17 protein-coding genes and 1 pseudogene are annotated in these 19,157 nt (G+C 71.2%); 6 read left to right on the top strand and 12 right to left on the bottom strand.

Annotated elements, in window-relative coordinates; genetic code table 11:
• Window positions 1–43: 43 nt before the first annotated feature.
• Window positions 44–1,726 (bottom strand): FAD-dependent oxidoreductase, encoded by a 1,683-nt coding sequence (locus ACFU53_RS37595; protein ID WP_384003169.1) that lies wholly within the window; start codon window positions 1,724–1,726, stop codon window positions 44–46.
• A 193-nt stretch (window positions 1,727–1,919) separates the two neighbouring features.
• Here ACFU53_RS37595 and ACFU53_RS37590 point away from each other — a divergent pair, with 193 nt between their 5' ends.
• Window positions 1,920–2,324, top strand: coding sequence for a hypothetical protein (locus ACFU53_RS37590; protein ID WP_384003166.1), 405 nt, complete (start codon window positions 1,920–1,922; stop codon window positions 2,322–2,324).
• Here the strand turns inward: ACFU53_RS37590 and ACFU53_RS37585 are convergent.
• The 3 genes and pseudogenes from ACFU53_RS37585 to ACFU53_RS37575 all read right to left on the bottom strand — a co-directional run.
• Window positions 2,305–3,861 carry a flavin-containing monooxygenase gene (locus tag ACFU53_RS37585; protein ID WP_384003163.1) on the bottom strand — a complete coding sequence of 519 codons (1,557 nt, stop codon included), beginning with the start codon at window positions 3,859–3,861 and terminating at the stop codon, window positions 2,305–2,307. The genes ACFU53_RS37590 and ACFU53_RS37585 overlap by 20 nt on opposite strands.
• Window position 3,862: 1 nt before the next feature.
• Window positions 3,863–4,180: a hypothetical protein gene (locus tag ACFU53_RS37580; RefSeq protein WP_384003172.1), complete on the bottom strand. Its 318-nt coding sequence runs from the start codon at window positions 4,178–4,180 to the stop codon at window positions 3,863–3,865.
• Window positions 4,181–4,271: 91 nt separating this feature from the next.
• A pseudogene (locus ACFU53_RS37575) lies at window positions 4,272–4,838 on the bottom strand (patatin-like phospholipase family protein); the annotation flags it as partial.
• Between the two features lie 258 nt (window positions 4,839–5,096).
• On the opposite strand from ACFU53_RS37575, the gene ACFU53_RS37570 reads away from it, so the two are divergent.
• Complete coding sequence (locus tag ACFU53_RS37570) at window positions 5,097–5,711, top strand: TetR/AcrR family transcriptional regulator (RefSeq protein WP_384003160.1); 615 nt, start codon at window positions 5,097–5,099, stop codon at window positions 5,709–5,711.
• Between the two features lie 34 nt (window positions 5,712–5,745).
• Here the strand turns inward: ACFU53_RS37570 and ACFU53_RS37565 are convergent, their stop codons facing one another.
• The 3 genes from ACFU53_RS37565 to ACFU53_RS37555 are packed head-to-tail and all read right to left on the bottom strand — an operon-like array spanning window position 5,746 to window position 8,966.
• Window positions 5,746–7,044 carry a sugar ABC transporter permease gene (locus ACFU53_RS37565; protein ID WP_384003157.1) on the bottom strand — a complete coding sequence of 433 codons (1,299 nt, stop codon included), beginning with the start codon at window positions 7,042–7,044 and terminating at the stop codon, window positions 5,746–5,748.
• Window positions 7,035–7,811 (bottom strand): ATP-binding cassette domain-containing protein, encoded by a 777-nt coding sequence (locus tag ACFU53_RS37560; RefSeq protein ID WP_384003154.1) that lies wholly within the window; start codon window positions 7,809–7,811, stop codon window positions 7,035–7,037. Before ACFU53_RS37560 ends, ACFU53_RS37565 begins: the two co-directional genes overlap by 10 nt.
• Before the next feature lie 36 nt (window positions 7,812–7,847).
• A complete protein-coding gene (locus ACFU53_RS37555; RefSeq protein WP_384003151.1) occupies window positions 7,848–8,966 on the bottom strand; it encodes a sugar ABC transporter substrate-binding protein in 1,119 nt (372 codons plus the stop codon).
• Between the two features lie 370 nt (window positions 8,967–9,336).
• On the opposite strand from ACFU53_RS37555, the gene ACFU53_RS37550 reads away from it, so the two are divergent.
• On the top strand, window positions 9,337–10,866 hold the full coding sequence (locus tag ACFU53_RS37550) for an SDR family oxidoreductase (protein WP_384003148.1): 1,530 nt from the start codon (window positions 9,337–9,339) through the stop codon (window positions 10,864–10,866).
• A 57-nt stretch (window positions 10,867–10,923) separates the two neighbouring features.
• On the opposite strand, the gene ACFU53_RS37545 is transcribed toward ACFU53_RS37550, so the two are convergent.
• Complete coding sequence (locus tag ACFU53_RS37545) at window positions 10,924–11,259, bottom strand: hypothetical protein (RefSeq protein WP_384003145.1); 336 nt, start codon at window positions 11,257–11,259, stop codon at window positions 10,924–10,926.
• 367 nt (window positions 11,260–11,626) lie between these two features.
• Between ACFU53_RS37545 and ACFU53_RS37540 the strand changes: the two genes are divergently transcribed.
• The 3 genes from ACFU53_RS37540 (at window position 11,627) to ACFU53_RS37530 (ending at window position 15,576) form a co-directional block, all read left to right on the top strand.
• Window positions 11,627–12,442 carry a phosphotransferase family protein gene (locus ACFU53_RS37540; protein ID WP_384003142.1) on the top strand — a complete coding sequence of 272 codons (816 nt, stop codon included), beginning with the start codon at window positions 11,627–11,629 and terminating at the stop codon, window positions 12,440–12,442.
• Window positions 12,443–12,822: 380 nt separating this feature from the next.
• The gene (locus ACFU53_RS37535; protein ID WP_384003139.1) at window positions 12,823–14,751 is read left to right on the top strand and encodes a glycoside hydrolase family 5 protein; all 1,929 of its coding nucleotides are present in this window, start codon (window positions 12,823–12,825) and stop codon (window positions 14,749–14,751) included.
• 108 nt (window positions 14,752–14,859) lie between these two features.
• Complete coding sequence (locus tag ACFU53_RS37530; RefSeq protein ID WP_384003136.1) at window positions 14,860–15,576, top strand: polysaccharide deacetylase family protein; 717 nt, start codon at window positions 14,860–14,862, stop codon at window positions 15,574–15,576.
• A gap of 188 nt (window positions 15,577–15,764) precedes the next feature.
• Here the strand turns inward: ACFU53_RS37530 and ACFU53_RS37525 are convergent, their stop codons facing one another.
• From ACFU53_RS37525 to ACFU53_RS37510, 4 genes are all read right to left on the bottom strand, one after another.
• The gene (locus tag ACFU53_RS37525) at window positions 15,765–16,118 is read right to left on the bottom strand and encodes a MerR family transcriptional regulator (protein WP_384003133.1); all 354 of its coding nucleotides are present in this window, start codon (window positions 16,116–16,118) and stop codon (window positions 15,765–15,767) included.
• A 563-nt stretch (window positions 16,119–16,681) separates the two neighbouring features.
• Window positions 16,682–16,993, bottom strand: a complete 312-nt coding sequence (locus ACFU53_RS37520) for an SCO5918 family protein (RefSeq protein WP_384003130.1) — start codon at window positions 16,991–16,993, stop codon at window positions 16,682–16,684.
• Window positions 16,994–17,039: 46 nt separating this feature from the next.
• Window positions 17,040–17,351 (bottom strand): CBS domain-containing protein, encoded by a 312-nt coding sequence (locus ACFU53_RS37515; RefSeq protein ID WP_384003127.1) that lies wholly within the window; start codon window positions 17,349–17,351, stop codon window positions 17,040–17,042.
• A gap of 102 nt (window positions 17,352–17,453) precedes the next feature.
• Window positions 17,454–18,950: a DEAD/DEAH box helicase gene (locus ACFU53_RS37510; protein WP_384003125.1), complete on the bottom strand. Its 1,497-nt coding sequence runs from the start codon at window positions 18,948–18,950 to the stop codon at window positions 17,454–17,456.
• Window positions 18,951–19,157: the final 207 nt, after the last annotated feature.

Here is a 19,157-nt window from a genome sequence, read left to right as displayed (position 1 = left end):
GCCCCGGAGTGTCCAGGGGCCGGCCGGCTGTGTGCTCCGGAGATCAGACCGTCGCCAGCAGCGTGGTCAGGACATCGCGCAGTGCGGACTCTGCGTCCGGGACCGGCCCTGACGACCGCCAGGCCACGAACCCGTCGGGCCGGACGAGTACGGCGCCCGAAGGCGTCGTGCCGTGCACGGTCGCCCAGTCCGCGTCGCCCTCGGGCGTCAGCTCAGCGTCGGGTCCCGTGCCGACCCGGTACGAGGTCAGGGGGACGGGCATCGCCTCGGCCAGGCGGAGGGCGGCCTCGTGCCAGCCGCCCGGTCCGTCGGCATCGGCGTCGGCGTCACTGAGCAGGACGAGCGAGCGTTCGTAGAGGTCCAGGGTGGAGATGGGTTCACCGCGGTGCCGTACCGCCATGTGGGGCGCCCTGCTGCCGGGCTCGCCGGACAGGTCGAGGCGTTCCGGGACGACCGGGGCCGCGGGGTCGGTGCCGAGGACGGCGCCCTGCGGATAGCGGTAGCCGAGGGCCACGTTGAGGATGTCGCGCTGCGGGCCGGCGCCACCGCCGACGCCGGGGGCCGGGGCGAAGCCGGGGTGGCTGTGCTCGACCGACCGGGAGGCGGCGCGGGCGCTGGTCGCCTCCGCCACCGGGCGGCGCTCGGCGTCGTACGTGTCCAGCAGGCCCGCCCCGGCCCAGCCGCCGAGCACCGCGGCCAGCTTCCAGGCGAGGTTGTGCGCGTCCTGGATACCGGTGTTGGAGCCGAAGGCCCCGGTGGGGGACATCTCGTGGGCCGAGTCGCCGGCCAGGAAGACACGTCCCGACCGGTAGCTCCGGGCGACCCGCTGGGCGGCGTGCCAGGGTGCCTTGCCGGTGACCTGGACGTCGAGGTCGGCGACCCCGACCGCGCGGCGGATGTGTTCGGCGCACCGCTCTTCGGTGAAGTCCTCCAGGGTTTCGCCCTGTTCGGGGTGCCAGGGGGCGTGAAAGACCCAGTTCTCCCGGTTGTCCACGGGCAGCAGCGCGCCGTCGGCGTCCGGGTTCGTCAGGTAGCAGACGATGAAGCGGCGGTCGCCCACGACGTCGGCCAGGCCGCGGGAGCGGAAGGTGACGCTGACGTTGTGGAACAGGTCGCCGGGACCGCTCTGCCCGATGTCGAGCTGCTCGCGGACGGGGCTGCGGGGGCCGTCGGCGGCGACGAGGTAGTCCGCGCGGAAGGTGGTGTGCTCGCCCGTCTCCCGGCTCTTGGCCACCGCCGTGACACCGGAGGGGTCACTGTCGAACGACAGCAGTTCGGTGCCGTACCGCAGATCGCAGCCGAGCCGCTCGGCGTGCTCGAACAGCACCGGTTCCAGGTCGTTCTGGCTGCACAGGCACCACGAACTGGGGCTGAACCGGGCCAGTCCGCCGCCTGCGTCGATCTCCTTGAAAAGCCACCCGCCCGCGTCGCCGACCAGGGTGGGCGTCTGCAGGATCCCGTGGTTGCCGGCCAGCGTGGCGGCCGCCTTCCGGATCCCCGGCTCGACGCCGGCCGCCCGGTACAGCTCCATCGTGCGGACGTTGTTGCCCCGGCCGCGCGGGTGGATGGAGGTGCCGGCGTGCCGCTCCACCAGCGTGTGCCGCACCCCCAGCCGGCCCAGGAACACCGAGGTCGACAGGCCGACGAGGGACCCCCCGACGATGAGGACCGGAACGTGGTGGGTCGTGTGGCCGGTGGAATCGGTCCGATCAGATCTCTGTTGCATCGCTTTCATCGCTCAACTCCAGCGCGTCGTGTCCGCCGACTCGGCCGGATAGGGCCGGGGCTTCATCCATGCCCCGCACCACGAACCCGGGACCGGGCTTCACCCGCTTAGGGGGCCTGATCGCTCATGTACTCGGGTGAAGCTGAGTACTTGCGCTCTGGCCGGTGAATCGGCGTGCCGAGACGCTTGGGACATGAGCCAAGGACTCCTGAAATCCGTTCGCCAGCTGCTGCCGACCCTTGTGACGGCCGTGGCATCGCTGGCCATGTGGGCCGTCTGGCTGGGCTGGGACCAGCAGCGTGATGTGCACCCTGACGGTTCGTCGACCGGCCCGTACGAGACGTGGCAGGTGATCGGCCTGGTGCTGACGCTGCTGATTCCGGTGTACTGGGCGGCGTCCCGACGCCACATCACGGGGGCCGTGGTCGGCACCGCGGTCGGTCTGACCGTCGCCTCCTTCTACGACTGGTCGGACGACGCCAGCGGCCTCTACGGCGTCGGCGTCACGCTGGTCATGCTGGGGACCGTCGCCGTGACCACCGCCGTCTCCTTCCTGATCGCCGCGGCGGGTGACCGGTTCACCCGGCGGCCCGCGTGACGACGTAGGCCTCGGGGTCGAACCGTGCCAGCCGCCGGCGCATCCGGCCCGTCGACCACGGCCAGCTGAAGCTGTTGAGGCCGTTGTCGTCCAGGTAGTAGCTGGAGCAGCCGCCCGCGTTGTAGACGGTGGACGGCAGCGCCTGCTGGACCTCGGCGCTGAAGGCGGCCTGCACTTCGGGGCGTACGTCCATGCTGGTCAAGCCCGCCGAGCGGAAATGGCGCACCGCGCCCGCCACATAGTCCAGTTGGGCTTCGAGGACCGTGTACGCGGAGGAGTGCCCGGTGCCGAGATGCGGTCCGAGGAGGACGAACGCGTTGGGGAACCCGCTGACGGTGGTGCCGAGGTAGGCGTCCGGGCTGCCCTGCCAGTGGTCGTCGAGGCCGGCCCCGTCGGCGTCGAACACGCGTTGGGCGATGGGCATGTCGAGGATGTGGAAGCCGGTGCCCAGGATGATCGTGTCGACGTCCGCGCTCCGCCCGTCCTCGCCGATGACACGGCTGCCCTCGACGGCCTTCACCGCCGTGGCGTGCACGGTGACGTTGGGCCGGGTCAGGGCGGGATAGTAGGTGTTGGAGAGCAGGAGCCGTTTGCAGCCCAGGGTGTAGTCGGGGGTCAGCGCCCGCCGCAGGTGGGGATCCTTGACGGCGGCTCTGAGGTGGAGCGTGCCCACCTTCTGCACCGCCCGCAGGAGGGCCGGGTGCCGGAAGCCGACGCCGAGGGCCTCCAGCGCCGCGTACTCCGCGTCGCGCAGCGCCCGTTGGGCTCCGGGGACGTTCCGCAGCAACCATCGTTCGGCGCGCGGCACCGCGTGGTCGGGCTTGGGCAGCACCCACTGGGCGGTGCGCTGGAACAGGTGCAGGCGGCCGACGCGGGGCTGGATGGCGGGCACGAACTGCACGGCCGAGGCGCCGCTGCCGACGACGGCCACGCGGGCGCCGGTGAGGTCGTGGTCGTGGCGCCAGCGCGAGGAGTGGAAGACCTCGCCGGGGAAGTCGGCGAGGCCCGGTATGTCGGGGAGCAGGGGTTCGTGCCAGGGCCCGGCCGCCGCGATCAGGAAGCGGGCCGAGTAGGTGTCGCGGCTGGTCTCGACGTGCCAGCGGGCGTCGGCGGGGTCCCACCGCGCCCGGGTGACCTCGGTGCCGTAGCGGACGAGCGGGGTGATGCCGTACGCGGCCGCCGTGTCGCGGAGGTAGGAGCGGATCTCGGGCTGGCCGGCGAAGGCCCGCGTCCACTCCGGGTTGGGCGCGAAGGAGTAGGAGTACAGGGCGGAGGGCACGTCGCAGGCGCAGCCCGGGTAGATGTTGTCCCGCCAGGTGCCGCCCAGGTCGTCCGCCTTCTCGACGAGGACGAGGTCGCGTACCCCTGCCTCCCGCAGCTTGACGGCCGCTCCGATGCCGGAGAGACCACTGCCGATGATCAGCGCCTCGACGTGGTGGGTCTCGCGGGTGACGGTCCCGGCCGGGCTCTCGGGGTCGGCAGGGTTCTCGGGGTCGGCAGGGTTCTCGGTTCCGGCCGGGCTCGCGGGGTGCGGCATCTCAGGCTCCTGTCCGGACTTCGGCGGTGGGTACGGCATCGCGGACGAGGGCGCGCGTGGTGCGCAGGGAGGTCTCCAGGACCGTCAGGCGCCGCCGAGGGGCCATGAAGTTGCCGCCCATCACCTCCAGGTCGGCGGCGCTGGGCTCGATCCGGACGACCCGGGTGCCCGCCGCCCGCAACGCGGTGCACTCCGCGTCGAGCGTGCGGGTCATTGCGCGGCGCAGCAGCGCCTCCGCCCGGCCGAGTCCTCGGCGTGGTCCGGGGGAGCGGGAGCTCATCGGCGCGATGACGTACACCTCGTCGAGCCCAAGGGGCACCAGGAGGTCGGCGGACGCGGTGGAGAGGATGCCCGCCGTCGGCGTAACGCCGGCCCCCGATGCGTACGGGCGGAAACCAGCCCGGTACCGCCCAGGACGCCCGGAGCGCGTCCCGCAGCGCGGCCGGCCGGGTGTCGGGGTGCCCGAAGACCGTACGGCGGCCCGTGTCGAAGTCGGTGGCCACCAGCCAGGTCGCCGGATGCCGGACCCACCGTCCGGGAGGCGTCAGGGCGTCCGCGAGGGTCGCCAACCAGCGGGCGTCGCCGCGGCCTTGGGGCAGCAGGCCGGACAGCCCGGCCAGCGCGGGAACGCCGCGGCCCAGTGCGTGGCGCGCCAGCCGGGGCGATCCGAGGAAGGCCGCGGGCCGTGGCGGAAGCGCCCGGGGAGGGGCGGCGAAATGCCGGAGGAGTTCCGGACGGGCGTCCGGTCGGCCCAGCTGCGCGGCCAGCAGGTCCGCCACGCCGAGGCCGGCACCGAGCATTGCCGCCACCTCGGCCCCGGCGGAGGTGCCCACCAGGACCTCGGCGTCACGCGGGTCCCATCGCGTGGCCCGCTGGAGCGAGTGCAGGGCGCCGATCGTCCAGGCCGCGCCGAGCGTTCCGCCGCAGCCCAGGACCAGTCCTCGGGAAGGGGTCGTTCGTGTGCTCGTCGCGGTCACTGAGGTCTCCGCCCATTCGGGGTACCGACGAGATCCGGCTGCTCAAGACATCCGTCACCCAGATGCTCAAGACATCCGTCACCCAGGTACTCGAGGCATCCGCCATCCAGATACTTGTGTCATCCGGATACCAACGAGATCGGGATACTAGCGGTATCCGAATTCCTTGGACAGCCCCTGCCGGAGATAAGATCCGAGACCTCTGAGACCTGCGAGAACTCCGAGAACTCCGAGAACCGACGGGAGAGGGAGCGAGACATGGCCCGCCTGAGCCGCGTCGAGAGTCAGGGACGCACGCGTGAGCGGCTCGTCGCCACCGCGCGGCAGTTGTTCCTCTCCCACGGGTACGCCGCCACCTCGCTCAGCGGCATCGCGGAGACGGCCGGCTACTCCAAGGGCGCCGTCTACTCCAACTTCCGCAGCAAGGACCACCTGTGCCTCGCCGCCCTCGACGACATCCGGGCCGAACAGCTGGCGCTGCTCACGGACGCCGTGATGGGCGAGGCAGGGATCGACGACCGCCTCGCGGCCTTCGCCGCGTGGGCCGAGGCGCACATCGGCGACGAGGCCTGGACGACGCTGGAGGTCGAGTTCCTCACCAGCGCGCGTCACGACGACGAGCTGCGGCAGGAGATCTCGGCACGCGTCGCCGTGATTCGCGAGGCCCTGGCCCAACTGCTGGAAGGGCTGGCCCTGGAGTTGGGCGTCTCCCCGGCCATGCCCGCCGACCGGGCCGCGATGGCCCTCCTCAGCCTGGGCATCGGCCTCGGCGTCCAACGCGTCGCCGACCCGACCGTCCCCACCGCCGTCCTGACCGAGACCCTGCGGCTCGTCCTGCGCATGAGCGACAGGCATGGAGGCGCGGGTGTGTGACTCCGTGACCTGACCGTCAGGCGTGATCTGACCGTCAGGCTCGTCCGCGTGACTCCGCCGCGCGGCGCGCCAACGAGTCGAAGACCACCGCGACGAGCAGCACCCCGCCGGTGATCATGAACTGGACCGCGGGCTGGACCCCCAGCAGCGCCATGCCCGAGGCGATCGACTGGATGATGAGCACGCCCAGCAGCGCGGACCAGGTCGAGCCGCGGCCGCCGAACAGGCTGGTGCCCCCGATGACGGCGGCGGCGATGGCGTTGATCAGCAGCATGCCGGAGCCCGGGACCTGGGTCGCCGAGGTGAGCCGCGACGCGACGAACAGACCGCCGACCGCGGCCAGGGTCCCCGACACCAGGAACACGGAGATCCGTACGCGCGCCACGTCGACGCCGGACCGCCGGGCCGCCTCCACACCGCTGCCCAGTGCGAGGACCTGCCGGCCGTACACCGTGCGGCGCAGCAGGAGGTCCGAGGCGACGATGACGCCGAGGAAGATCAGGAGCGCCAGCGGCAGGCCCTCGAACCGGCTCAGCACGTAGACCGTGGCGAACGAGACCACCGCGAGAAGCGCCGCACGCACCCAGATGCCGCCCACCGCCCGGTACGGCATCCCGGCGGCGCTGCGGCGTCTGCGGTCGCGGTGGCAGAGGAGGAGGTACGCGGCCGTACCGAGCGCCGCCAGGCCGTAGGTGACGCCGGCCGCGCCGAAGGAGCGGCTGGTCAGCTCGGCGACCAACCCGTCGTCGCTGAAACTGATGGAGCTCTCCGGCCCCAGCAGATAGAGCATCAGGCCGTTCCAGGCCAGCAGGCCCGCGAGGGTGACGACGAACGCGGGCACGCCGATCTTGGTGAAGACGAACCCGTGGAGGGCCCCGGCCGCCGCACCGCAGAGCACCGCGACGAGCACGGCGAGCCCTTCCGGCATGCCGTGGTTCACGTTCAGCGCCGCGAACAGGGCGCCCGAGAGGCCGGCCAGCGAGCCCACCGAGAGGTCGATCTCGCCGATCAGCAGGACGAAGACGACGCCGACGGCGACCATGCCGGTCCCGACGATCTCCACGCTGAGGACGGACAGGTTGCGGGGCGAGAGGAAGTTCTCGTTGAGGCTCTGGAAGACGATCCAGGTCACGGCGAGAGCGAGCAGGGCGGGTGCCGGGCCGAGTTCACCCTCGTGCACTCTGCGGCGCACGGCATGGGCGTATGCGCGGGGACGCTCGCCGTACCACCGGTGTCCGTCGTGCCTCCGGTGTCCGTCGTGCCTCCGGCCTTCGGCGCGCGCCCGGGTCCCTCTTTCCCTCCGACCCCACCTCCCTCTCCACCTCACGGCCATGTCTCCTCCGGGTCGGTCGGGCGGTGGTTGGCGGCGTTGTCCACCGCGCCGGTGATGGAGGAGATGATCTGCTCCTGAGACGTGGTGCTCACGTTGAAGAGGCCGTTGTTGCGGCCGAGGCGCAGGACGGCGATCCGGTCGGCGACGGCCTTGATGTCCCCCATGTTGTGGCTGATGAGGAGCACCCCCGTGCCCCGGTCGCGCAGTTCCTCGATGAGGTCGAGGAGCTGGTTGGTCTGTTCGAGGCCCAGGGAGGCGGTGGGCTCGTCGAGCAGGAGCAGCCTGGGCGCGCTGACGAACGAGCGGGTGATCGCGACGACCTGCCGCTGGCCGCCGGACAGGGTGGCGAGCGGCACCCGTACGTCGGGGATGCGGATGGACAGGGTGCGCAGCAGCTCGCGGGTCCGGCGCTCCATCTCCACCTCGTCGAGGACGCCGAACCGGTGGATCTCCCGGCCGAGGAAGAGGTTGCCGACGACGTCGAGGTTGCCGCACATCGCGAGGTCCTGGTAGACGGCCGCGATCCCGAGGAGCTGGGCGTCCTGGGGCCGCCGGATCTGGACGGTGGTGCCCTCCCACTCGATGACGCCCTTGTCGGCGGGACCGACCCCCGAGATCACCTTGACCAGGGTGGACTTCCCGGCGGCGTTGTCGCCCACCAGGGCGACCACTTCCCCGGCCCTGATCTCCAGCTCCACGTCCACCAGGGCCTGGACGGCGGCGAAGCGTTTGGAGACGCCGCGCAACGCCAGCAGGGGCTGAACCACCGGGCCACCTCCTGGATGGGGCTCATGGGGTGAGGCTCATGGGGTGAGTCCGGCCCTGTCGCAGGCGGACCGGAGCTTCGGGGTGCAGATCTGGTCGATGGTGTACATACCGTCCTTGACCAGAGTGTCCTCGATGTTGTCGACCGTCACCGAGACCGACGGGAGGAGCACTGCCGGGATGTCCTCGTCGGTGGGGCTGTCGACGGTGCCGGTGGCGATGGAGTCGACCGGCTCGTCGCGCCCCAGGGCGACCGCCATCTCTGCGGCGGCGTCGGCCGCGGGCTTGAACGGCTTGTAGATGGTCATGTACTGGCTGCCCTGGACGATGCGTTGCACGGCCGCGAGGTCGGCGTCCTGTCCGGTGACCGGGGGCAGCGGCCGCACCGCGCTGGCGTTGAGGGCGGAGACCACGGCGCCGGCGAGACTGTCGTTGGCGGCCAGGACGCCGTCGATGTTGTTCGCGCCGAGGGCGGAGATGGCGGCGCTCATGTTGACGTAGCCGTTCTCCGGCCGCCAGCCGACGGTGTCGTACGACTTGCCGATCTTCACCTTGCCCTCCAGGACGGAGAGCGCTCCGCGCTTGTACCAGCCGGCGTTGGGGTCGGTCGTGGCGCCGTTCATCATGACGATCTGGCCGCCGTCCGCCTTCGCGCCCATGGCCTTGAGGAGCGCCTCGCCCTGGAGCCTGCCGACGATCTCGCCGTCGAAGGTGACGTAACCGGAGATGGGCCCCTGGGCGAGCCGGTCGTAGGCGACGACCGGGATGCCGGCCCGGTCCGCGGCCTCGACCGACGAGCGCAGTGCCTTGGCGTCGACGGCGGCGACGATCAGGACGTCCACACCCTTGGTGATCATGGCGTCGAGCTGCTGCCGCTGGACCGCCGGCTCGGCCGTGGCGGCGACGGTCGCCGCCGGGCAGTCCGGGCACAGCTCCTTCAGCTTCTTCTCGATCAGAGGCCGGTCGAACTGCCCGAAGCGAGAGGCTCCCCCACCGGGGAGCAGCACACCGACGGTGAGGCTGTCACCCCCGCTCCCGCTGTCTCCGCCACTGCCACACGCCCCGGTCAGGACCAGACCGGTGGCGACCACGGCCGCCGCACCCGCCCGGCTGAGGGACCTACGCATCACGGCCGACAGGCCGACACCGAGACCCATTTTCGGTTCCTTAGGAAAATTGCCCGACTTTACCCCGCTATGGACGCCTCTCATCCAGCGTAGTCAAGCGGTCGGCGCGGTCCAGTGCGACTTGGGGGAGGGCGGGCGTGACCTGATGGCGGGCGGGCCCTGCCGCCTCGACGACTTCCGCCCGCCCGACGCCGCCGACGACCTCCGACTGCCCGGGACCGGCGCGGTTGCGGTGCTCGTCATCGGACCCAAGCATGGGCTCAGGGACATCGACAGGGCCCCGCTGAGGGGCACGCCCCGGGAAGGCACGGGAAGGCACGGGAGTCATGACGTTTCTTTCGGCCCGGTTCACCCGCCGTCGCCGGACCAGGGGAACCCGACCGGCGGCAGTGTCATTGGCATGACCGCCGACGACCACCCCCCACGTTGCCTGGTAACCGGCGCCACCGGATACCTGGGCGGCAGGCTGGTGCCGGAGTTGCTGGCCGCCGGGTACGCGGTGCGCTGCCTGGCCCGCTCGCCCGGCAAGCTGCGGGACCATCCGTGGGCCGGGCGGGCGGAGGTCGTGCGCGGAGACGTGACGGACGAGGAGTCCGTGCGCGCGGCCATGGAGGGAATGGACGTCGCGTACTACCTCGTGCACGCGCTGGGCACCGGGCGGGGTTTCGAGGAGACCGACCGGCACGCGGCCAGGATCTTCGGTGAGCAGGCACGCGCCGCCGGAGTCCGGCGGATCGTCTACCTCGGCGGACTGACCCCCGCCGGAGTGCCCGAGCACGCGCTCTCGCCCCATCTGCGGTCCCGCGCCGAAGTGGGCCGCGTCCTCCTGGCCTCGGGCGTGCCGACCGCCGTACTGCGGGCGGCCGTGATCATCGGGTCGGGTTCGGCCTCGTTCGAGATGCTGCGCCATCTGACCGAGCGGCTCCCCGTGATGGTGACCCCGAGCTGGGTGCGCACCCGCATCCAGCCGATCGCCGTCCGCGACGTGCTCCGCCTCCTCGTGGGCTGCGCGCGGCTGCCGTACGACGTGAACCGGGCCTTCGACATCGGCGGGCCGGACGTCGTCACGTACGAGGAGATGATGCGGCGGTACGCCGCCGTCGCGGAGCTGCCGAGGCGGGTCATCCTGCCTGTTCCGCCGCTCACCCCCCGGTTGTCCAGCCTCTGGGTCGGCCTGGTCACCCCGGTGCCGGGCGCCCTCGCCCGCCCCCTCGTCGAGTCGCTGAAGCACGAGGTGGTCTGCGCCGAGCGGGACATCGTCCGTCATGTGCCGGACCCGCCGGAGGGGCCGGTCGGCCTCGACCTGGCGATCCGGCTGGCTCTGCGGCGTGTGCGGGACGCGGACGTCGCCACCAGGTGGTCGTCGGCCTCGACCCCCCGCGCCCCGAGCGACCCGCTGCCGACCGACCCCGACTGGGCGGGCGGCAGCCTCTACACGGATCACCGGGAGCGCGCGGTGGCGGCGTCGCCGCAGGCGCTGTGGCGGGTCGTGGAGGCGATCGGCGGCGAGAACGGCTGGTACTCCTCGCCCCTGGCCTGGTCCCTGCGCGGGTGGCTGGACAGGCTGGTGGGCGGTGTCGGACTGCGCCGGGGCCGCCGCGACGCCACCCGGCTGCGGATCGGCGACAGCCTGGACTTCTGGCGGGTGGAGGAGATCGAACCGGGCCGGCTGCTCCGGCTGCGCGCGGAGATGCGGCTGCCGGGCCTGGCCTGGCTGGAGATGACCGTCGACCGGGATCCGCGTGGGCGCACGGTCTACCGGCAGCGGGCGCTGTTCCATCCGCACGGCCTGGCCGGGCACGCCTACTGGTGGGCCGTGGCCCCCTTCCACGCCGCGGTCTTCGGCGGCATGGCCCGCAATATCGCGGTGGCGGCGGAGACCGCGGCCGCCGAGACCACCGCCCCGGAACCGGTTCGTACTACGCGCTGACAGGCAGTCAGGGGGGCGATGGTCTCGGCTGCGGGGTACGGGCAACGCGGTGCGCTCCTAGCTTGCTGCGGGCGGGTCCGTATCCGCAGATGGCAAACGCATGCCGCGTGACTCGGCCACGCGCAGGGCGTCAGCCAGGCACTCGGTGAGACGGATCGCGGCGTACCGCACCTCGGCGTTCGGCGACACCGGATCGGCCAGGAGGCGGCGGGCGCGGGCGAGTACATCGGCGCCCTCGGTCAGTTGCCGGGCCTCCGTCGTATCCGCCAGCCGCGACACATACCCGCCCCGGCCACTCGCGGAGAGAAAGTACGGCTTGCCCTCCGGCGACAGCCACGGCAGCAGACGGAGAGTGGCGAGGGTCGGGGTCAGGGTCGGGGGCTGAGGGTCCATCAGACAGCCACCTTGCCCGCGCCGATGAGGTGCTGGTCGAGGTCGATCCCGAAGTCGGCGGCGAGCACGAGAGCGAGACGACGGCGCGCCTGCCGGTCACGCTCGTGCGCGTGGTCAGCAGTACGGCGTCGCCGTCAACACCGTCCGACGGGCTGTCCGCGACCTCCGTGATCAGGGCCTTGTCATCACGGTCCCCATCAAGGGCACCTGGTGGGCCTGGTCCTGGTCGAGGACGTCGAGGAGCTGGCCGTGGACGCCGTCCCCGGCTGCAACGACGACAACCCCTACCGGTAGACCGCACGCCCTGGTGGCCCTGTGCAGTCGCCGCACTGTGCGGGGCCACCCCCCTTTCTGGAAAGGTGCCGCCATGCCCACCGAGCGCATCGACTTCACCGACCTGCCCGACGACGTCCAGGTCGCCGTACTCGCCCGTACCGGGCCCCTCGTCAAGGCCGAGACCGTAACGAGCGGCTTCAACTCCGCCATCGCCGTCCGCCTCACCACCGAGCACGGTGAGACGTACGTCAAGGGTCTGCCCGTCGAGCACCCCCGTGTGTGGACGCAGGCCCGGGAGGCGGTGGTGGGCCCGTACGTGCGAGGAATTTCTCCGCGCGTCCAGTGGCATCTCCAGGTCGGCGGCTGGGACTTGGTCGCCTTCGACGTCCTCGACGGCCGTCACGCCGACTACGCGCCCGAATCCGCGGACCTCCCCCTCGTCGCAGCGACGCTGGAACGGCTGTCGGTGCTGCGCGCGCCGGACGGCGTGGAACTGAAGGAGGCGGGGCACCGGTTGCGTGACCACGCACCCGCCGCCGCGCTCGCGCTCTTCTCCGGAGACGCCCTCTGCCACACCGATCCGAACCCGGCCAACGTCATGGTGGGGCAGGGGCAAGCGTGGCTCGTCGACTGGGCATGGGCCACCCGGGGCGCCGCATGGCTCGACGCCGCGTACTGGGTCGTGTGGCTCATCGCCGAGGGTGGCCACATCCCGGCCAGCGCCGAGGAGTGGGCTTCCCGTATCCCCGCGTTCCGCGAGGCCCCCGGGGACGCGCTGACCGCCTTCGCCGCGGCCGATGAGAGCGTCTGGGCTGCGATCGCCGAGCAGAGCTCCGACCCCTGGACGCACGGCGTGCATAGGGCGGCGAAGACGTGGGCCTCGTACCGCCTTCGCGGCCGGGCCTGACAGACGGAAGGCCCTGCTCTCATCTGCCGCCGGGCCTCCTGCTGAAGCGGCACACCCTCGGCGGGCAGCCCGCCGAGCATCCGCTCCTGTGCCTGGGAGAAAAGCTCTCCCACACGCCGCTGAAGATCGGCGTCCGGGGCCGGTTCCGGACCCGGCTCCGCGCGGTCACTCGATGTACCGGACTTCGCCCGACGATGCCACCTCATCCGCCCGCCCCCTCCCCGGACCTGTCATCCCCTCTCAACAACCCTATGAACAAAGAGAGTTGACTCGCGTTGTGGGTTCCGGACCGGCTGGGTGGCGACGAAGGACTGGACCAATTCCGCGCCGCCCGTCATGATGACGCTGCCATGACAAAGTCGTCTCGTGGGTGGTGACCTGTGCGCGGATTTTTGGCCAGGGCCAGTCTGGCCGCCGTCTTCCTCCTGCTCCCCCTGGCGCCCGCCCCGGCGGTCGCACAAAATCCCGTCCCCGCGTCCGCCGCTCCGGCCGGCGCCGCCGTGACCGCGGCGGACTGGACGGCACCGCTCAGCACACGCGGGCGCTGGATCGTCGACGCGGACGGCGACCGCTTCAAGCTGCGGTCCGGCAACTGGCATGGGGCCAGCGGCACCTGGAGCGGTTCAGGGAGCGCGGACGAGGACGCGAACCACCACGCGGGCGAGAACTCCGGCCGGATACCACTCGGCCTGGACCGCGCCCCCGTCGCCGAGATCATCGCCGGCTTCCGGGAGATCGGGATCAACAGCATCCGACTGCCCTTCTCCAACGAGATGATCCACGACAGCGTCCCCGTCACGGAGGACGCCGTCGCCGCCAACCCCTCCCTGCGCGGCAGGACCCCCCTTCAGGTGTACGACGTCGTCGTCCGCGAACTCACCGCCGCCGGACTCGCCGTTATCCTCAACAACCACACCAACACCACCCGCTGGTGCTGCGGAGTCGACGGCAACGAACGCTGGAACGCGAGCAGTTCGACCCAGGCCTGGGAGAACGACTGGCTCTTCATGGCCCGCCGCTACAAGGACAACAAGCGCGTGGTCGGCGCGGACCTCTACAACGAGGTGCGCCGCGACATCTGGGACGACCCCAACTGGGGCCTCGGTGACGAGCACGACTGGTTCACCGCCTCGCAGCGCGTGGGCGACCGCATCCTGACGGAGGCCAACCCCGATCTGCTGATCATCGTCGAGGGCATCAACTGGACCGGCATCCCCGTCGACGGCCTGCCGCACGAACGCCCCACCCTGGAACCCGTACGCCGCCTCTCGCACACCCTCGTCGACTCGGACAAGCTCGTGTACTCCGCCCACTTCTACGACTACACCGGCCCCCACCACAGCGGCGCCACCGGAACGGGCGAGACCACCGACCCCCGCTACCGCGACCTGACCCCCACCGAACTGATCGACGTACTGAACCGCCAGGCGTTCTTCGTCACCGCCGAACAGGACCGGCACTTCACGGCCCCGGTCTGGATCAGCGAGTTCGGCGTCGGCGGCCGCGACGAGACGGGCGTCAGGCAACGCGCCTGGTTCGAGAACTTCGTCGACCACCTGATCCGTACCGACGCCGACTTCGCGTACTGGCCGCTCGTCGGCTGGCACGAGAACCGCACCGGCAACGGCTGGGCCCTGCTCCACTGGGACGCGGCGGGCAACCGCATGGGTCTGTACGACGGCGACGACTGGCGGGCCGCCGCCTGGACCCGGCTCGTCGGGGCCCAGGGCCGCACCGGCCGCGTCGGCCCGGTGACGGACTGGTCGATGCTCAGCCCCGACCACGGCGACTTCGTCGCATCACGGCGGATGCGCGCCCTGCCCGACTGGGACCCCGGAGCCCGCAAGGCCGTCTGCCCCGACGGCCGGCGCCTCCTCGGCCTGAGCCACACCGGCAACCGGGGCCTGTGCTCGAACGTGTCAGCCGGCCCCGTGTGGGACCCGGCCGCCGTACACAAGGTGGTCGTCGACGAGCGGTACGTGACGCCGGGCCGGGACTGGGCGAGCGGATACACCAAACTCCAGTGCCCCGAGGGCCACTTCCTGAGCGGCTACAGCGTCCGAGGCGCCGCCGTCTCCGCCGCCCTGTGCGTACCCGCCCCACCCGGCTCGATCGTCGGTACGACTGGCCGCACCGTCTGGTTCGACGGCGGCGACAACAGGGGCACCACCCCCAAGGGCGGCGACTTCGCCCAAGGCCACTACAAGGGCCAGTGCGCGGACCACGAGTACGCCGCCGGGATCGCCTACACGGGCCGCGTGGGCTCGTCGCGCACCCCCGACGCGCTGTACTGCCGGCAGCTGGGCTGAACTGAGCTGACCTGCTCCGCTTCTCGCGTACATCCAAGCCCGGGTCGAGTGCGTCTTACAAGGAAGTCCCCTGCTTGCGAGGGAAGTTCACCGCCACTGGAGGGTCCTATGCACCGACGCCTCGTCACCTCAGCGATCACCGCCGCCCTTTGCGGCACCACGCTGGCCGGCACCGCCACGTCCGCCTCCGCCGCACCCCCGGCCGTCGACTGCCGCAAGGTGAAGTGCGTGGCGCTCACCTTCGACGACGGGCCGGTCGCCGACACCCAGCGGCTGCTGCGCCTCCTGAACGAACGGGACGTCAGAGCGACCTTCTACGCCGTCGGCACGAACGTCCAGAAGAACCCGTCGACGGTGCGCGCCGCGGCGCTCGCCGGCCACCAGATAGGCAACCACAGCTGGGACCACGCCAATCTGACCAAGCTCAGCGCCGCGAAGATCAAGTCGCAGCTCTCCCGCACGGACACGGCGATCAAGCAGGCGACCGGCAAGAAGCCCACCACCTTCCGCGCCCCCTACGGCGCCCACAACGCGGCTGTACGCTCGGCCGCCGGGCGACCGCTGGTGCACTGGAGCGTCGACACCCTCGACTGGAAGTACCGCGACTCCGCCCGGATCATCAAGTACGTCAACGCGCAGACGAAGCCCGGGGACATCGTCCTCCTGCACGACATTCACAGGACGACGGTCGACGCGGTGCCGGGCATCATCAAGGCCCTCAAGGCACGCGGCTTCAACTTCGTGACCGTCGACCAGCTCTTCGCCCCGGCCAAGCTGCCCACCGGAAAGGTCACGTACCACAACCGCGCCGCCTACCGGCCGTGAGCTGACGAGGACGGTGGGGGAGGGACGAGGACTGGGGGGAGGGACGAGTACTGGGGGGAGATCATCGAGGCCCCGGACCGTGGCCGATCGCGTCCGCGTGCGTGGCCTTCTCCCGGGTGCCGTCGAGTCAGGGGGGAAGGCCGATCGGGCGTCGTGCGTGTTCGAGTCGGCCGGCCCGCGCCACGTGATCAGCCGGAGCCGGGAACGGAACCGCCGGGCGCTTCGTGCCCGGCGCGGCGGCGGTACTCGGCGTTGATGCGCTGAGCTTCCTCGAGCTGGTCCTCAAGGATGACGATGCGGCAGGCGGCATCGATCGGGGTGCCCCTGTCGACCAGTTCGCGGGCGCGCGCGGCGATCCGCAGTTGGTAGCGGGAGTACCGGCGGTGTCCGCCCTCCGAGCGCAGCGGAGTGATCAGACGAGCCTCACCGATGGCTCGGAGGAAGGCCGGGGTGCTGCCGAGCATCTCGGCTGCCCGCCCCATCGTGTATGCGGGGTAGTCATCGTCGTCGAGACGATCACTGAGGGGGATATCTGCTGTCATGTCACCTCGTTGTGCAACGCGTCGAGGGGCCCTGGTGCCTTATGGCACCAGGGCCCCGAAGGAAATTCAACACCATCTGTCGGCCCTAATGCTCTGCCGACCTACTGCTTCCGCTACCAGCCCTGCAGAAGGGGGGTGCGGGGATCGCGGCTGCGTGACCGGGGACCACCTTCCAATCCGGGGTCTTGCGGTACCCGGCCGAGTGCTTCTCGGGCCGGGCGATCCTGATGGCGTCTGCTCCTCCGTCCTTCTCTGAACCAACGGCTTCAGAGCCGTACTGACCTGTGTGTTTCGTGTACTGCAACCCCGCCAGTTCGTGTCTGCCGGGTTTCGCTGGACCGTCTTTATGAGAAGAAGGCTAACCGCGTTGGCGCCCAATGTCTACTGTGGCCAGAGTAGATTTCAATCCTCTGGGGGAATAGATAGCCTGTGACCTGCGAAAACGGTGAGGCAAGCGGTCCCGGTCGGCGGTCCTGAAGGGACGGTGAGACGACGGGAGGGCCCTGCCGACGTGTGTCGGCAGGGCCCTCACCGGGATCCTGATGGCGGTTTTCCGCCCAAGCTCATACGTCCAGGGGGGCGCCGCCGAGCAGTGCCGACGCGTTCTGGAGCGGAGTGGGGACACGCACGGGCGCGGCCCTGAGGTGGTCGTGGCAGGTGAAGCCGAGGCGGGTCATGGCCCGGACGACTTCGCCGCTGGTGAAGTCGCGGGGGTCCTGTCGGGTGATGACCTGGCCCACCTGCTTGATGGGATAGCGACGGCGGCCGACGGTCACGGACTCACCCGTGATGATCCCGGGCGTGACGCCCTTCATCAGGGCGAGCACTCCGCTCTTGGTCAGGTCGAACGGGAACCGGGCGATGACACAGCGCATGATGCCCCCACAGGGAGAAGGAGAAGGGGCTGATCCAAGAGAGGGATCAGCGGGAGAGGGTGAGGACGCCCGGGGCCCGGCCGTGCTCCCCGACGACGGGTTGAGGCACGGGCCGAGGCCCGGACGAGGTGAACGGTCCGTCGAGGACGTCCCGCAGCCGGATCCGGTCCGTGTAGGTGGAACTGCCGCGGTGAAGGGCTAGTTCGGCCCGGGTGACGGAGCCCGTGCACTGGTCGTCCCCGTCGCACAGGAGGAGGTACTCGACACGGGCACCGGCCATGACGGACAGGGCGACCTCGACGGTCATGTCGTCCCGGACCCGGGGGCCGGACGCGTCCATGTCGTAGACCACGGTCATGGGGGAGGAATCCGCCTGGTGTCGCAGTGTCCGAACCGGTGTCAAAGCTGCCTCCGCGGAGATGGGTGAGCGTCTGGTCGGTGCCTCGGTGCCTCGGTGCCTTTAGGCCGCCGGGTCGAAGGCGGGCCGCTCTGCCCTGCGCCGCCGCCCCGCTTGTCCGGTGGCGCGCCCCTGGGCGGCGCGGTCGCGGCGGCCTCGGGACGAGGGAGCCGCGGAAGACGCGGCGCGGCGGGGACGGGCCACGGCCGGCGTCGTGATGACGACAGGGACACCGGAAGGGGCCTGGGCGCCTGTGATGCGGGTCAGCTCCGCCTCACCGGACCGTACGGAGGTGATCTGCGGGGCGATGCCGGCCGAAGCCATCAGCCGGCTCATGCCACGACGCTGGCCGGGCGTCACGAGGGTGACGACGCTGCCGGACTCGCCGGCGCGGGCGGTACGGCCGCCGCGGTGCAGGTAGTCCTTGTGGTCGCTCGGCGGATCCACGTTGACGACCAGGTCCAGGTTGTCGACGTGGATGCCGCGGGCCGCGACGTTGGTCGCCACCAGGACCGTCACATGGCCGGTCTTGAACTGGGCGAGGGTCCGGGTGCGCTGGGGCTGGGACTTGCCACCGTGCAGAGCCGCGGCGCGGACGCCGCTGTTCAGCAGGTGCGTCGTCAGCCGGTCCACGGCGTGCTTGGTGTCCAGGAACATGATCACCCGGCCGTCTCGCGCCGCGATCTCGGTGGTCGTCCGGTGCTTGTCCGTGTCGTGCACGTGGAGCACGTGGTGCTCCATCGTGGTGACCGCACCCGCCGACGGGTCGACGGAGTGGACCACCGGGTCGCTCAGGTAGCGGCGGACGAGCAGGTCGACGTTGCGGTCCAGGGTGGCCGAGAAGAGCATCCGCTGCCCTTCGGGGCGCACCTGGTCGAGCAGGGCGGTGACCTGGGGCATGAAGCCCATGTCGGCCATCTGGTCGGCCTCGTCGAGGACGGTGATGTCGACCTGGCCCAGTCGGCAGTCGCCACGGTCGATGAGGTCCTTGAGGCGCCCCGGCGTCGCGACGACGACCTCCGCCCCGGTCCGCAGGGCACCCGCCTGCTTGCCGATCGACATGCCGCCGACCACGGTGGCCAGCCGCAGCCGCACGGAGCGGGCGTACGGGGTGAGCGCGTCGGTCACCTGCTGGGCGAGCTCGCGGGTGGGGACGAGGACCAGGGCGAGCGGCTGCCGCGGCTCCGCGCGCCGGCCCGCTGTACGGGCCAGCAGTGCGAGGCCGAAGGCGAGGGTCTTGCCCGACCCGGTACGGCCGCGGCCGAGCACGTCACGTCCGGCGAGGGAGTTCGGCAGGGTCGCCCCCTGGATGGGGAACGGTACGGTCACGCCTTCGTGTCCGAGCGCGGCCAGCAACGGCGCCGGCAGGGCGAGGTCGGCGAACGACTCGACGGCGGGCAGGCCGGGTGTGGTCGTCACCGGCAGCGCGAACTCGCCCTGAGGGGCGGCCTGTCGACGTCCGTAGCCCTGGGAACGTCGCGGCGCTCCCGAGCGCTGGGCGGCAGAACCCCGGGAGGGGGCATAGGTGCGGGTCGTGCGGGGGGTGCGTGCGCGGTTCAAGCGGAACCTTCCTCGATGTGAGCACGTGGGCACGTAGCAAGGAATGTCCGCAGCGGAAATGAACGGCGCAGAGAATCGCGAGAACGGGCCGGAGATGATGGGCGCCGAGTCGGATCGACGGGGAATACGTCACCGGTTCGGTGTCGTGGTGGAGCCGTCCCGTCATGCGCCCTGAAATGCAGCGAGCTGGGGCCCGCACCCCAAGGT

It is taken from the genome of Streptomyces sp. NPDC057474 (genome assembly GCF_042802555.1).
Lineage (GTDB): Bacteria > Actinomycetota > Actinomycetes > Streptomycetales > Streptomycetaceae > Streptomyces.
This window is presented reverse-complemented; position numbering and strand designations above follow the sequence as displayed.